The sequence below is a fragment of the Georgenia wutianyii genome, assembly GCF_006349365.1.
GTDB classification, from domain to species: domain Bacteria; phylum Actinomycetota; class Actinomycetes; order Actinomycetales; family Actinomycetaceae; genus Oceanitalea; species Oceanitalea wutianyii.
Genome location: NZ_CP040899.1, coordinates 330,840 through 345,151 on the forward strand (window position 1 = coordinate 330,840; position 14,312 = coordinate 345,151).

General features: G+C 73.4%; 13 protein-coding genes. 11 read left to right on the forward strand and 2 right to left on the reverse strand.

Annotated features, from left to right (window positions below):
* The first annotated feature begins 14 nt into the window (after positions 1–14).
* From FE251_RS01555 to moaA, 3 genes are read left to right on the forward strand one after another with little or no spacing between them, the layout of a single operon-like run.
* Entirely contained in the window at positions 15–491 is a 477-nt protein-coding gene (locus FE251_RS01555; protein WP_139073470.1) for a MogA/MoaB family molybdenum cofactor biosynthesis protein, read from the forward strand.
* Complete coding sequence (locus FE251_RS01560) at positions 491–919, forward strand: molybdenum cofactor biosynthesis protein MoaE (RefSeq protein WP_139073469.1); 429 nt, start codon at positions 491–493, stop codon at positions 917–919. Before FE251_RS01555 ends, FE251_RS01560 begins: the two co-directional genes overlap by 1 nt.
* Positions 916–1,938, forward strand: coding sequence for a GTP 3',8-cyclase MoaA (gene moaA / locus FE251_RS01565; protein ID WP_230976501.1), 1,023 nt, complete (start codon positions 916–918; stop codon positions 1,936–1,938). Before FE251_RS01560 ends, moaA begins: the two co-directional genes overlap by 4 nt.
* 13 nt (positions 1,939–1,951) lie before the next feature.
* Here moaA and FE251_RS01570 read toward each other — a convergent pair whose 3' ends face one another.
* Entirely contained in the window at positions 1,952–2,188 is a 237-nt protein-coding gene (locus tag FE251_RS01570) for a MoaD/ThiS family protein (RefSeq protein ID WP_139073468.1), read from the reverse strand.
* Positions 2,185–2,670: a cyclic pyranopterin monophosphate synthase MoaC gene (gene moaC / locus FE251_RS01575; protein WP_139073467.1), complete on the reverse strand. Its 486-nt coding sequence runs from the start codon at positions 2,668–2,670 to the stop codon at positions 2,185–2,187. Before moaC ends, FE251_RS01570 begins: the two co-directional genes overlap by 4 nt.
* A 108-nt stretch (positions 2,671–2,778) precedes the next feature.
* Here moaC and FE251_RS01580 point away from each other — a divergent pair, with 108 nt between their 5' ends.
* The 8 genes from FE251_RS01580 to narI all read left to right on the forward strand — a co-directional run bounded on the left by FE251_RS01580 (position 2,779) and on the right by narI (position 14,271).
* Entirely contained in the window at positions 2,779–4,017 is a 1,239-nt protein-coding gene (locus tag FE251_RS01580; protein ID WP_139947527.1) for a ThiF family adenylyltransferase, read from the forward strand.
* Between the two features lie 11 nt (positions 4,018–4,028).
* The gene (locus FE251_RS01585) at positions 4,029–5,243 is read left to right on the forward strand and encodes a molybdopterin molybdotransferase MoeA (RefSeq protein ID WP_139947529.1); all 1,215 of its coding nucleotides are present in this window, start codon (positions 4,029–4,031) and stop codon (positions 5,241–5,243) included.
* Entirely contained in the window at positions 5,234–5,878 is a 645-nt protein-coding gene (mobA, locus tag FE251_RS01590) for a molybdenum cofactor guanylyltransferase (RefSeq protein ID WP_230976502.1), read from the forward strand. Before FE251_RS01585 ends, mobA begins: the two co-directional genes overlap by 10 nt.
* 88 nt (positions 5,879–5,966) lie before the next feature.
* The gene (locus FE251_RS01595) at positions 5,967–7,178 is read left to right on the forward strand and encodes an MFS transporter (protein ID WP_139947531.1); all 1,212 of its coding nucleotides are present in this window, start codon (positions 5,967–5,969) and stop codon (positions 7,176–7,178) included.
* Positions 7,179–7,194: 16 nt separating this feature from the next.
* Positions 7,195–10,941, forward strand: a complete 3,747-nt coding sequence (locus FE251_RS01600; RefSeq protein ID WP_139947533.1) for a nitrate reductase subunit alpha — start codon at positions 7,195–7,197, stop codon at positions 10,939–10,941.
* A complete protein-coding gene (gene narH / locus FE251_RS01605) occupies positions 10,938–12,797 on the forward strand; it encodes a nitrate reductase subunit beta (protein ID WP_230976503.1) in 1,860 nt (619 codons plus the stop codon). Before FE251_RS01600 ends, narH begins: the two co-directional genes overlap by 4 nt.
* A complete protein-coding gene (gene narJ, locus FE251_RS01610) occupies positions 12,794–13,492 on the forward strand; it encodes a nitrate reductase molybdenum cofactor assembly chaperone (RefSeq protein ID WP_139947535.1) in 699 nt (232 codons plus the stop codon). Before narH ends, narJ begins: the two co-directional genes overlap by 4 nt.
* Positions 13,489–14,271 carry a respiratory nitrate reductase subunit gamma gene (narI, locus tag FE251_RS01615; RefSeq protein WP_139073460.1) on the forward strand — a complete coding sequence of 261 codons (783 nt, stop codon included), beginning with the start codon at positions 13,489–13,491 and terminating at the stop codon, positions 14,269–14,271. Before narJ ends, narI begins: the two co-directional genes overlap by 4 nt.
* The last annotated feature ends 41 nt before the right edge of the window (positions 14,272–14,312 follow it).

Genomic DNA, 14,312 nt, shown 5'->3' on the forward strand with positions numbered 1-14,312 from the left:
CGTAGCCTGTCAGGATGCTCGACAACGTGCCTGCGACGGTCCTCACCGTCTCCACGCGGTGCAGCCGCATGGAGCGCGAGGACGTCTCCGGCCCGCTCGCCGCCCGCCTGCTCACCGAGCTCGGGCTGGCGGTCGGGGCGGTGCGCGTCGTGCCCGACGGTGTCGAGCCGGTCCGCGCCGCGCTGCGTGCGGCGCTCGAGGACGGCGCGCGCGTCGTCCTCACCACCGGCGGCACCGGTGTCAGCCCCACCGACCGCACCCCCGAGGCCACCGCCGAGGTGCTCGAGCGGCAGCTGCCCGGCGTCGTGGACGCCGTGCGTCGCCACAGCGTCGCCCCGGCCGCCGTCCTCAGCCGTGCCCTCGCCGGCACGGTGGGGGACGCCGTCGTCGTCAACGCACCGGGCAGCCCGCGCGGGGTGGAGGACACCCTCGCCGTGGTCGGCCCGCTGCTGCCCCACATCCTTGACCAGCTCGCCGGAGGAGATCACTGATGGGAGAGTCCACGCTCACCGCGGTCAGCGCTGAGCCGCTCGACCTGAGCACCCACCTCGCGGCTGTCTCGACCGCCTCGACCGGGGCCGTCGCGACGTTCATCGGCCAGGTCCGCGACCACAGCCCGGACGCCACCGACGCCGTCGTGCGCCTGGAGTACAGCGCCCACCCCGACGTCGAGCGCGCCCTGGAGGAGATCGTCGCCGACGTCGTCGGACCTCACGAGGACGTGCGGGTGGCCGTGAGCCACCGCGTCGGCGTCCTCGACATCGGCGACGTCGCGATCATCGCGTGCGCCGCCAGCTCGCACCGCGACCTCGCCTTCACCGTGTGCCGGGAGGTCGTCGAGGCCGTCAAGGCCCGGCTGCCGGTGTGGAAGAAGCAGGTCCTCGCCGACGGCAGCCATACCTGGGTGGGGTCGGCGTGAGCGTCGCGCTCTCCCCGGAGCTGGTGCACCCGCTCGTCGACCGCTACGGCCGGGTCCACACCGACCTGAGGATCTCCCTCACCGACAAGTGCTCGCTGCGCTGCACCTACTGCATGCCGGCCGAGGGTGTGCCGTGGCTCCAGCGCGACATGATCCTCACGACCGACGAGCTCGTGCGGGTCGCCGAGGTCGCCGCGGCACTCGGTGTGCGCACCGTGCGGCTCACCGGAGGGGAGCCGCTGCTGCGCAAGGACGTCGTCGAGGTCGTCGCCCGCATGTCGCGCGTCGAGAGCGCGCACGGGCCGCTCGAGCTGTCGATGACCACCAACGGCATCCTCCTGCCCAAGTTCGCCGACGACCTCGCCGCGGCCGGGCTGCAGCGGGCCAACATCAGCCTCGACACCCTGCGCGCCGACCGCTTCCACGAGCTCACCCGGCGCGACAAGCTCGCCGAGGTGCTCGCCGGGATCGACGCCGCGAAGGCCTCCGGCATGGCCCCGGTCAAGCTCAACGTCGTGGCCATGCGGGACGTCAACGACGACGAGATCGTCGACCTCGTCCGCTTCGCCACCGAGCGCGCCCTGGAGGTGCGGTTCATCGAGCAGATGCCGCTCGACGCCGGGCACATCTGGTCACGCGTGCGGATGGTCACCGGCGAGGAGATCCTCGAGCGGCTCGAGGAGGAGTTCCGCCTCACCCCGATGCCCGGGCGTGCCTCGGCCCCAGCCGAGCGGTTCCTCGTCGACGACGGCCCGACCACCGTCGGCATCATCCGGTCGGTGACACGGCCGTTCTGCGGGACGTGCGACCGCGTGCGGATCACCGCCGACGGCCAGCTGCGCAACTGCCTGTTCTCGCGGGAGGAGTCCGACCTCCTCACCCCGCTGCGCAACGGCGGCACCGACGACGACCTCGCCCGCGTGCTGCACACGTGCATCGCCGGCAAGCTCCCGGGTCACGGGATCAACGACCCGGACTTCCTCCAGCCGGACCGCCCGATGAGCGCGATCGGCGGCTGACGCCCGGCGCCGCTCAGCCCCCGGCGAACGGGGGCAGGATGTCGACGACGTCGCCCTCGGCGACGGGCGCGTCGTCCTCGCTGCGCTCGCCGTTGACGAGCACCGAGCAGCGCTGCAGCACCCGGGCGAGGTTCGCCCCGTGCCGCTCCGCGAGGACGGTGCGCAGCTGGCCCACCGTGCCCGGCTCGACCGGCTCCTCGGTGCGGCCCGCCGCCTCGGCGGCCGCCGCGAAGTACCTCACCGTGCTCACTGTGCGTCCTCCTTCTCCGGCCGGCGCCACTCACCCGAGCGGCCGCCGGACTTCGCGACGAGCTCGACGTCGGTGATCGTCACCGAGCGGTCCAGCCCCTTGACCATGTCGACGACGTTGAGCGCAGCGATGCTCACCGCCGTCAGCGCCTCCATCTCCACCCCGGTGCGGTCGGCGGTGCGCACGGTCGCGGTGATCGCCACGCCGTCGTCCTCGACGACGACGTCGACGCTCACGCCGTGCACGCCGATGACGTGCGCCAGCGGCAGCAGCTCGGGGGTGCGCTTGGCGCCCGCGATGCCGGCGACGCGTGCGACGGCGAGGACGTCGCCCTTGGGCACGTCCCCCTCGCGCAGGGTGTGGACCAGCTCGGGGGAGCACCGCACCCGGCCGCGTGCGGTCGCGGTGCGCACCGTCGGGTTCTTCTCGGTGACGTCGACCATGCGCGCGTGGCCGCTGCTGTCGAGGTGGGTGAAGGTCATGGGCACCAGAGTCTCACCGTTCCGGGCCGGGTGCGCCGGACCATGGTCGCGGCTGACCTGGGACGTTCGGCGTCCCGCGCGGCGGCCCACCCTCCTACAGTGATGGGCATGCCGTTGCCTCCCCTGTGCGAACCGGGCCCGCCGCTCTCGCGCGAGCAGGTGCTGCGCTACTCCCGTCACCTGCTCCTCGAGCAGCTCGGTGAGGTCGGCCAGCGGCGGCTGCGCGCCGCGCGCGTCCTCGTCATGGGTGCCGGTGGCCTGGGCTCACCGGTCCTCCTCTACCTCGCCGCTGCCGGGGTGGGTCAGGTGGGCGTCGTCGACGACGACGTCGTCGAGGCGACGAACCTCCAGCGCCAGGTGCTCCACAGCACCGAGGACGTCGGGCGGCCGAAGGTCGACTCCGCGCGCGAGCACGTGCGCGCGCTCAACCCCGACGTCGACGTCGTCACCCACCACGTGCGGCTCGACGCGACGAACGCCCGGGAGGTCATCGGCCGCTACGACCTCGTCCTGGACGGGACCGACAACTTCCCCACCCGCTACCTCGTCGCCGACGTGTGCGCCGACCTCGGCATCCCGCTCGTGTGGGGCTCGATCCTGCGCTTCGACGCCCAGGTCTCCGTCTTCTGGTCGCGGCCCCCGGCGGACGCGGGCTACCCGGCGGTCACGCTGCGCGACCTGTTCCCCTCCCCGCCGCCTCCCGGCGCCACCCCCTCGTGCGGGCAGGCCGGGGTGCTCGGTGCGATGTGCGGGCAGGTCGGTTCGCTCATGGCGGCCGAGGCCGTCAAGCTCGTCGCCGGGGTCGGTGAGCCGCTCCTCGGCCGGGTGGCCGTGCTCGACGTCCTCGCGGCCCGCTGGAGCGAGCTGCCGCTGCGCCCGCGCCGCGACCCGGTGCCCCCGCGGACCCTCGACGAGCTCGGCTACGACCCGCTCGGGGTGCCGGTGAGCGTCAACGCGGCGGCGGTCCTGGCCGCCGGTCCGGCGCAGGCGCCCGGCGACGCCGGTCCCACCATCACCGCCGCCGCCCTCGCCGAGCGCCTCGCCGCCCGGGAGCGCGGGCAGGACGACTTCGTCCTGCTGGACGTCCGGGAGGCCACCGAACGGGCGATCGTCTCGATCCCCGGCGCGCTCACCGTGCCGCTCGAGAGGCTCATCGCCGACCCGCTCGCCGCGCGGGAGGTCGGCGTGGAGCCGGGGGACGTCGTCGTCGTCCACTGCCTGTCCGGCGGCCGGTCCGCCATGGCCCAGCGCATCCTGCGCGACGCCGGCTACGGCGACGTCACGAACCTCGAGGGCGGGGTCCGGGCGTGGGTGGCGCAGGTCGACCCGAGCCTGCCGGTCTACTGAGGGGGACGCCCGTGATCACCGTCGAGGAGTACCAGGAGTCCGTGCTCGCGCGGGTGGAGCCGCTCGCGCCGCGACGCGTGCCGGTCGCCCAGGCCCACGGGCTGCACCTGGCCGAGGACGTCACCGCGGTGCTCGCCGTCCCACCCTTCACGAACTCGGCGATGGACGGCTTCGCGGTGCGGGCCGCCGACGTCTCCGGCGCGCCCGTGTCGCTGCCCGTCGCCGGTGACGTGCCGGCCGGGACGACCCACCCCGTCGCCGTGCCGCCCGGCGGTGCCGTGCGGATCATGACCGGCGCGCCCCTGCCCGCCGGGGCCGACGCCGTCGTGCCCGTCGAGCTCACCGACCAGCCGCCGGGTGCCGTGGTGCTGCCGCCCGCCGTCGAGGTGCGCCGCGCCGTCGCCGTCGGCGCCCACGTGCGCTCGGCGGGGGAGGACGTGCGCCCCGGGGACACCGTGCTCGCCGCCGGGACCCTCCTCGGCGCCACCCAGCTGTCCGCCGCGGTCTCCGCCGGCCACGGCGAGCTCCTCGTCCGGCCCCGTCCGCGCGTCGGCGTCCTCGCCACCGGCGACGAGCTGTGCCCGCCGGGCACCGACCCCGGGCCCGGCCGCATCCCCGACTCCAACAGCGTCCTCGTCGCCGGCCTCGTCCGGGAGGCGGGGTGCGAGCCCGTCGTGCTCGGCGCCGTGGGCGACGACCCCGAGCGGCTGAGCGAGGTCGTCGCCGCCGCCCTCCCCGGGATCGACGCGCTCGTCACCTCCGGCGGGGTGAGCGTGGGGACCAAGGACGTCGTCAAGGCGGCGCTCGCCGACCGGATCGGCTTCACCAAGGTCGCGATGCAGCCGGGCAAGCCGCAGGGCTTCGGGGTGCTCGATGGCCGGGTCCCCGTCTTCGCGCTGCCGGGCAACCCGGTGAGCGTGCTCGTCTCCTTCCACGTCCACGTGGCGCCGGGCCTGCGCCGCCTCCTCGGGCTGCCCGCCCGGCTCCCGCTCGCCCGGGCGAGGGCCGCCGTCGCGTGGCGCTGCCCGGCCGGCCGACGGCAGTTCGTCCCGGTGGTGCTCGAGGACGACGGCGTGGACCTGCCCTCGGTGCGACCCGCCTCCGCGGGCGGTTCGGCCTCCCACCTCGTCGCCTCGCTCGCGGCCGCGGAGGCGCTCGCCGTCGTCGCGGAGGACGTCGACGCCGTCGCGCCCGGCGACGAGGTCGGGCTGCTCAGGTGGAGCTGAGCCACGACGCGATCGTGCTGGCCGGGGGCACCGGCCGCAGGCTCGGCGGGGTGCTCAAGCCGCAGGTGACCGTGCGCGGGCGCCGGCTGCTGGACCACGTGCTCGACGCGACGACGGGGGCGCGGCGCGTCGTCGTCGTCGCCCCGGAGGCGGTGCCGGTGCCCGACGGCGTCCTGCGCACCCTGGAGGACCCGCCGCACGGCGGGCCGGTCGCGGGGATCGCGGCCGGGCTGGCTGCGCTCGCGGACCCCGCGCCGGTCGTGCTGCTCCTCGCCTGCGACCTGCCCGGGGCCGCCGCCGCGGTGCCCCGGCTGCTCGCGACCGCCGGGGACCTCGCGCTGCCGGGCGGGCGGAACTCGGCTGTCGTGCGGAACTCGGCTGTCGCGGGGGAGGTGGTGGGAGGTGTCGACGGGGTGGTCGTGCGGGACGTCTCGGGGCGGGAGCAGTGGCTCCTCGGGCTCTACTCGACGGCGGCCCTCGCCGGGCGGGTCGGCGAGCTCGCCGCGGCCGGGCGGGTGCGCGGCGGCTCGGTCCGCGACCTCCTCGGCCCGCTCCACCTCGGCACGGTCCTCGCGAGCGCGGAGGAGAGCCGCGACGTCGACACCTGGGCCGACCGCGACGCCCTCGAGCGGTAGGCCCGGGCCCACCACTCGTCAAACGACCCGAACCCCTGCATAATCGCCAGCACGGTCGGGCCGGGGGGCCTGCCGGGGGGAGGGCACCATGTCCGAGCTCGACGCAGGACCGACAGGGACCGGCTCGACGAGGTCGCCCGGGTCCATGCTGGCCCTCGCCACGATCGGGTTCCTCGTCAACTTCTGGGCCTGGAACCTCATCTCCCCGCTCGGCTCCTCCTACGGGGAGGACCTCGACCTCACTCCGTTCCAGGTCTCCGTCATCGTCGCCGTCCCGGTGATCGTCGGGTCCCTGGGGCGCATCCCCGTCGGGGCGCTCACCGACCGCTTCGGGGCACGGGTGATGTTCCCGGCGGTCAGTCTCGTGACCATCGTGCCGACGCTGTTCGTCGGCTTCGTCGCCAACAGCTTCGTGCTCCTCGTCATCGGCGGGTTCCTCCTCGGCATCGGCGGCACCGCCTTCGCCGTCGGGATCCCCTTCGTCAACGCCTGGTACCCGCCGGCACGGCGCGGGCTCGCCCTCGGGGTCTTCGGGATGGGCACCGCCGGGACCGCCGTCGCCGCGTTCACCACCGTCGCCATCGCCGACCGCTTCGGCCGCGCCGGCCCCTTCGTCCTCGTCGCCGTCGTCCTCGCCGTCTACGCCGCCGTCGCCTGGGTCGTGCTGCGCGACTCGCCCGCCCGGCCTCCGGCGGCGACCGGCTCGATGCTCTCCCGGACGTGGCGCACGCTGCGGATGCCGGTGACGCTCCAGCTCTCCCTCATCTACGCCCTGGCCTTCGGCGGGTTCGTCGCCTTCAGCGTCTACCTGCCCACCTACCTCATCAACGACTTCGACCTCACCCGCTCCGACGCCTCGTTCCGCACCGCCGGGTTCATCGTGCTCGCGGTCGTCGCCCGGCCGGTCGGCGGCTGGCTCTCCGACCGCTTCCACCCGGTGCCGGTGCTCGTGTGGTGCTTCGTCGTCGCCGGGGTCGGCGCGACGCTCGCCGCCCTGCGCCTCGACCTCGTCCCGGTCGGCACGGTCGCGTTCCTCGCCATGGCCGCCGCCCTCGGTGCCGCCTCCGGCGCCTGCTTCGCCCTCGTCGCGAAGCTCGCCCCGCCCGACGCCGTCGGCTCGGTCACCGGGATCGTCGGCGCCGCAGGCGGCCTCGGCGGCTTCTTCCCGCCCCTCGTCATGGGCGCCGTCTACGGCGCCACCGGGGCGTACACCATCGGTTTCGTCCTCCTGGCGCTCAGCGCCCTGGGCGTGGCCGCCTTCACCTGGTGGCCCGTCCGCCGGGTGGCCCGCACCGCCTGACCGCGAGAGGACACTCATGACGGCGACGAAGCCCGACCGATCCCAGAGCGCCGCGACCGACGCCCTGCTCAGGCTCGGCACCTTCCTGCGGCGAGGGCAGGCGTCGGAGGACCTCAGCCGGATCTTCCTGCGCGGCGGCCGCGAGGGGGACGCGTTCTACCGGGACCGGTGGAGCCACGACAAGGTCGTGCGCTCCACCCACGGCGTGAACTGCACCGGCTCGTGCTCGTGGAAGGTGTACGTCAAGGACGGCATCATCACGTGGGAGGCGCAGCAGACCGACTACCCGACCACCGGCCCGCACTCCCCGGAGTACGAGCCGCGCGGCTGCCCGCGCGGCGCCGCCTTCAGCTGGTACACCTACTCGCCCACCCGCATCCGCTACCCCTACGTCCGCGGCGCGCTGCTCACCATGTACCGCGAGGCCAGGGCGCGGCTGGGGGACCCGGTGCTCGCGTGGGCCGACGTCGTGGAGGACCCGGAGCGTGCGCGGGCCTACAAGCGGGCCCGCGGCCGCGGCGGGCTCGTGCGCGCCTCGTGGGAGGAGGCGATGGAGATCATTGCCGCCGCCCACGTGTGGACGACCAAGCGCTACGGCCCGGACCGGCTGGCCGGGTTCACCGTCATCCCGGCGATGTCGCAGGTGTCCTACGGCGCCGGCACCCGCTTCCTGTCCCTCATGGGCGGCACGATCCTGTCGTTCTACGACTGGTACGCCGACCTGCCGATGGCCTCACCACAGATCTTCGGGGACCAGACCGACGTCCCCGAGTCGGCCGACTGGTTCAACGCCGGCTACCTCGTGATGTGGGGCTCGAACATCCCCGTCACCCGCACCCCGGACGCGCACTTCATGGTGGAGGCGCGCTACCGCGGCCAGAAGGTCGTGGCGATCTCCCCGGACTACGCCGACAACACGAAGTTCGCCGACGAGTGGCTCGCCGTCCACCCCGGCACCGACGGGGCGCTGGCGATGGGGATGGGCCACGTCATCCTCCGCGAGTTCCACGTCGATCGGCCCGAGCCCTACTTCACCGACTACGTCAGCCGCTTCACCGACTCCCCCTTCCTCGTCACCCTCGAGGAGCGCGACGGCGCCTACGTCCCGGGCAAGTTCCTCACCGCGGCGGACCTGCCGGAGCAGGCGGAGGTGGAGAACGCCGCCTTCAAGACGGTCATGCTCGACGACGACGGCGTCCCGTTCGTCCCCAACGGCACCCTGGGGGACCGGTGGGGCGAGGCGGGCAAGGGACGCTGGAACCTCGATCTCCAGGGCCGCCGGCCGGTCCTGTCGGTCGCGCAGGACGGCGGGCGCGGCGTCGAGGTGCTCCTGCCGCGCTTCGACGTCGCTCCCGGCGCCGACGCCGGGGACGTGGGGCAGCACGTCGGCGGGGCGGGGGTGCTGCGCCGCGGCGTGCCCGTCCGGGAGGTCGCCGGGCGCCTCGTCACCACCGTCTTCGACCTCCTCCTCGCCCAGTACGGCGTGGGCCGCCCCGGGCTCCCGGGCCGCTGGCCCACGGGCTACGAGGACGCGAGCGAGCCGGGCACCCCCGCGTGGGCCGCGGAGCACTCCGGCGTGCCGGTCGCGGCGGTCGTGCGGATCGGGCGCGAGTTCGCCGACAACGCCCGCCGCTCGGGCGGCCGGTCGATGATCGTCATGGGCGCCGGGACCAACCACTTCTTCCACTCCGACACGATCTACCGGGCGATGATCGCGCTCGTCACGCTCACCGGCTGCCAGGGCGTCAACGGCGGCGGCTGGGCCCACTACGTCGGTCAGGAGAAGATCCGCCCGATCACCGGCTTCCAGCAGTATGCCTTCGCGCTCGACTGGCAGCGGCCCACCCGGCACATGATCTCCACCGCCTTCTGGTACCTCGGCACCGACCAGTGGCGCTACGACGGGCTGCCTGCCGAGACCCTCGCCTCCCCGCTCGCCACGGGCCGCTTCGCCGGCCTGACCACGGCCGACACCCTGGTGGAGTCCGCCAAGCGCGGGTGGATGCCGAGCTACCCGACCTTCGACCGCAACCCGCTCGACATCACCGACGAGGCCGCCGCGGCGGGCAAGGAGGTGCCGGAGTACGTCGTCGAGGAGCTGCGCGGCGGGCGGCTTCGCTTCGCCGTCGAGGACCCGGACGCCCCGGAGAACTTCCCCCGCGTCATCACCGTGTGGCGCTCGAACATCCTCGGCTCCTCCTCCAAGGGCAACGAGTACTTCCTCAAGCACCTGCTCGGTACCGAGTCGGCCGTGCGGGCCGAGCCCTCCCCGCCCGGGCGCCGCCCGCGGGACATGGTGTGGCGCGAGGAGGGTGCCGAGGGGAAGGTCGACCTGCTCACCTGCCTCGACTTCCGGATGACGTCGACGACGCTGTACTCCGACATCGTCCTGCCGGCCGCGACCTGGTACGAGAAGCACGACATCTCGACGACGGACATGCACCCGTTCGTCAACTCCTTCAACCCCGCGATCTCCCCGCCCTGGCAGACCCGGACCGACTTCCGGATCTTCCAGGACCTCGCCGGGAAGGTCTCCCAGCTCAGCGTCGCCCACCTGGGGCGGCGCCGTGACCTGCTCGCCGCCCCGCTCAACCACGACACCCCCGACGCCCTGGCCACCCCGCACGGCGCGCTCGCCCCGCTCGAGGAGACGCCGCTCGTCCCGGGCGTGACGATGCCCAAGCTCGTCACCATCGAGCGCGACTACCCGGCCACCCTCGCGAAGTTCAACGCCCTGGGCCCGCTGCCGGACTCGGTGGGGATGATGACCAAGGGGGTGAGCTTCACCCCCGACCGGGAGGTCGCCGACCTCGCCGCCCGCAACGGGCGGGTGGTCTCCGGCGTCGCCGCGGGGCGGCCCTCGCTCGACAAGGACACCAAGGCGATCGAGATGATCCTCGCCCTGTCCGGCACGACCAACGGGCGCCTGGCCACCCAGGGCTTCGAGCACCTGGAGCAGCGCACCGGCACCCGGCTGGCCGACCTCGCCGCGGAGTCGGAGTCGGTGCGGGTGACCTTCACCGACACCCAGACGAGGCCGACGAGCGTCCTCACCTCCCCGGAGTGGTCCGGCTCGGAGACCGGCGGACGGCGCTACACCGCCTTCTCCACCAACGTCGAGCGGCTCAAGCCGTGGCACACGCTCACCGGGCGGATGCACTTCTACCTCGACCACGACTGGATGGCCGAGATGGGGGAGACGCTGCCGGTCTACCGCCCACCCCTGGACATGCACCGCCTCTACGACTCCCCGCGGGTGGGGGACACCGCCCCGAGCGGGGAGCCGACCGCCACCGGGCACGCGGAGGTCGCCGTCCGCTACCTCACCCCGCACTCCAAGTGGTCGATCCACTCCGAGTACCAGGACAACCTCTTCATGCTCTCCCTGTCCCGCGGCGGGTCGAACATCTGGATGTCCCCGCAGGACGCGGGGAAGATCGGCGTGCGGGACAACGAGTGGGTCGAGGCCTACAACCGCAACGGCGTCGTCGTCGCCCGCGCCGTGGTCTCCCACCGCATGCCCGAGGGCACCGTCTACATGCACCACGCGACCGAGCGGGTGGTCGACGTCCCGCTCACCGAGACCTCCCGCCAGCGCGGTGGCATCCACAACTCCCTCACCCGGGTGCTGATGAAACCCAGCCACCTCATCGGCGGGTACGCCCAGCTCGCCTACGCGTTCAACTACATCGGGCCCACCGGCAACCAGCGTGACGAGGTCACCACCATCCGCCGCCGCAGCCAGGAGGTCCGTTACTCATGAGGGTCATGGCGCAGATGTCGATGGTGATGAACCTCGACAAGTGCATCGGCTGCCACACGTGCTCCGTCACGTGCAAGCAGGCGTGGACGAACCGCACCGGCACCGAGTACGTGTGGTTCAACAACGTCGAGACCAGGCCAGGTCTCGGCTACCCCCGCACCTACGAGGACCAGGAGGTGTGGCAGGGCGGCTGGACGCTGAGCCGGCGCGGCAAGCTCAAGCTCAAGGCCGGCGGCCGGGCGAGGAAGCTCGCGACGATCTTCTCCAACCCGAAGATGCCGACCATCCACGACTACTACGAGCCGTGGACCTACGAGTACGACATGCTCCTGTCCGCGCCCGCGGACTCCCCGCACACCCCGGTCGCCCGGCCGAGGTCGCTGATCTCCGGGGAGCCGATGAAGATCCAGTGGTCGGCGAACTGGGACGACATGCTCGGCGGGTCGACCGAGACCATGGCCGCCGACCCCGTCCTGCGGAAGATGAACCAGGAGGTCAAGGCCGAGTTCGAGCAGACCTTCATGTTCTACCTCCCGCGCATCTGCGAGCACTGCCTCAACCCCTCGTGCGTCGCCTCCTGCCCGTCGGGCGCGATGTACAAGCGCGCCGAGGACGGCATCGTCCTCGTCGACCAGGACCAGTGCCGCGGGTGGCGCATGTGCGTCACCGGCTGCCCGTACAAGAAGGTCTACTTCAACCACCAGACCGGCAAGGCCGAGAAGTGCACGATGTGCTACCCGCGCATCGAGGCCGGCCTGCCCACCGTGTGCGCCGAGACGTGCGTGGGCCGCCTGCGCTACATCGGCCTCGTGCTCTACGACGCCGACCGGGTGTCCGAGGCCGCCGCGACCCCTGAGGAGCACGACCTCCTCGCCGCGCAGCGCAGGGTGTTCCTCGACCCGTTCGACCCGGAGGTCGTCGCCGCCGCCCGCCGGGAGAACATGCCCGAGGACTGGATCGAGGCGGCGCAGGCCTCCCCGGTCTGGCGGCTCATCACCGACTACGAGGTCGCCCTGCCGCTCCACCCCGAGTACCGCACCCTGCCGATGGTCTGGTACATCCCGCCGCTCAGCCCCGTCGTCGACACCGTCACCGCCTCCGGCAACGACGGCGAGGACGCCCGCACGCTGCTCACCGCGCTGTCGACCATGCGGATCCCGCTGGAGTACCTCGCCGGGCTCTTCACCGCCGGGGACACCGCGCCGGTGGAGCGGGTGCTGCGCCGACTGGCGGCGATGCGCTCCTACATGCGCGACCTCAACCTCGGGGAGGAGCCGCGCGAGGAGACGGCCGCCGCCGTCGGCATGACCGGCGCGGAGATCCAGGAGATGTACCGGCTGCTCGCCATCGCGAAGTACGAGGACCGCTACGTCATCCCCTCGACCCACGCGGAGATCGCCCAGGAGCTCGAGGAGATGGCCTGCTCCCTCGACGTCCACGGCGGTCCCGGGATGGGCGGGGCCGGGCCCTTCGGGACCGGCTCGGGAGCGGACGTGCCGGCCGCCGTCGAGAACTTCCACGTCCTCAAGGACCGGCAGACCTCGCCGTACGCGCCCTCGACGCCGGGGCGGACCAACCTGCTCAACTGGGACGGGCGCGGGTCCAGCGGGCTGTTCCCGCCCGCGCCGGGCGAGCGGGACGACGAGCGCAGCGAGACCGTCCCCGCCGCCGGCGTCGACGTCGCCCCCTCCGAGGGCGGGCAGGAGGTCCACTCCGGGGACATCGAGTCCGGACCGGCGGTGTCCGAGCGCGACCCCCACCCGGCGGGGGACCCCGGGCCGCAGGCGGGCGGGACCGACCGGACCGGGGACAGGTCGCCCGGCGACGAGCCGCCGGTCGGGGAGGGACGGCGATGACCGGCTTCATCCGGGCCCCGGGCCTGGTCCCGCTCACCCCCGTGCGGCTGAGGCCCGCGCAGCGCACGGTGGCGCACATGGCCGCCTCGGTGCTCCTCGACTACCCGACTCCGCAGCGGCTGGCGGGCCACGGCACGGTCCGGGCGGCCACCGGCGGACTGCCCGGCCCCGTGCGGGAGCGGCTGTGGGGCTTCCTCGACACGGCCGCCGAGCTCGGGGAGGACGCGCTCGCGCGGCACTACGTCGAGACGTTCGACCTCAAGCGCAAGTGCTCGATGTACCTGTCCTACTTCCTCACCGGGGACACCCGGAAGCGGGGCACCGCGCTCGTGCGCTTCGTCGAGGCCTACCGGGCGGCGGGCTGGGAGCTCGACCGCGACGAGCTGCCCGACTTCCTGCCCACCGTGCTGGAGTTCTCCGCCCGCGGGGACCCGCAGATCGCCGCCGGGCTGCTCGGCAGCCACCGGCAGGGGATCGAGGTGCTGCGCTCGGCGCTCACCGGCGTGGGCAGCCCGTACGCCGCCGTCGTCGAGGCCGTGTGCCTCACGCTGCCGCCGGTGAGCGACGAGGTCCGCGACCGGTACCTCGAGCTCATCACCTCCGGCCCACCCTCGGAGATGGTCGGCCTCAACGCACTCGGGCCGCTGGAGCCCTTCGCACCGGGCGGCACCAACGACAGGGAGGTCAGGCCATGAGCGCAGCGGCGACGATCGCGTGGGTGGTCTTCCCGTACGTGGCGATGGCGGTGTTCGTCGTCGGCCTGTTCTGGCGCTACCGCTACGACAAGTTCGGCTGGACCACCCGCTCCTCCGAGCTCTACGAGCACGCGCTCCTGCGGCTCGGCTCACCGATGTTCCACTTCGGCATCCTCTTCGTCGCGCTCGGCCACTTCATGGGTCTGCTCATCCCGAAGAGCTGGACCGAGGCGGTCGGCATCGGCCAGGACTTCTACCACGTCATCGCCACCTACCTCGGCTCGCTGGCGGGCCTCATGACGATCGTGGGGCTCGCCATCCTCATCTACCGGCGCCGCAAGACGGGCCCGGTCTTCCTCGCGACCACCCGGACGGACAAGGTCATGTACGTCCTGCTGGGGATGCCGATCCTGCTGGGCATGTGGGCGACCGTGCAGAACCAGATCCTCGCGGGTGGCCACGGCTACGACTACCGGGAGACGATCTCCCCCTGGCTGCGCTCGCTGTTCGCCCTCCAGCCGCAGCCCGAGCTCATGACCGACGTGCCCTACCAGTTCAAGCTGCACATCGTCGCGGCGTTCCTCCTCTTCCTCGTCTGGCCCTTCACCCGGCTCGTCCACGCGTTCTCCGCCCCGGTGCAGTACTCGACCCGCCCGCTCGTCGTCTACCGCTCCCGCGGCGGGCCCTCGCGCGGCACCCGGGCCCCGCGACGGGGGTGGGAGCCGGTGGCCCCGCCGCGCGAGCGGCGGCGGCGCAGTCCGACGAGCACCGAGCTCTAGCCCCAAGGACCCAATTCGGCTCCGCAGATGCGGTGTTAACC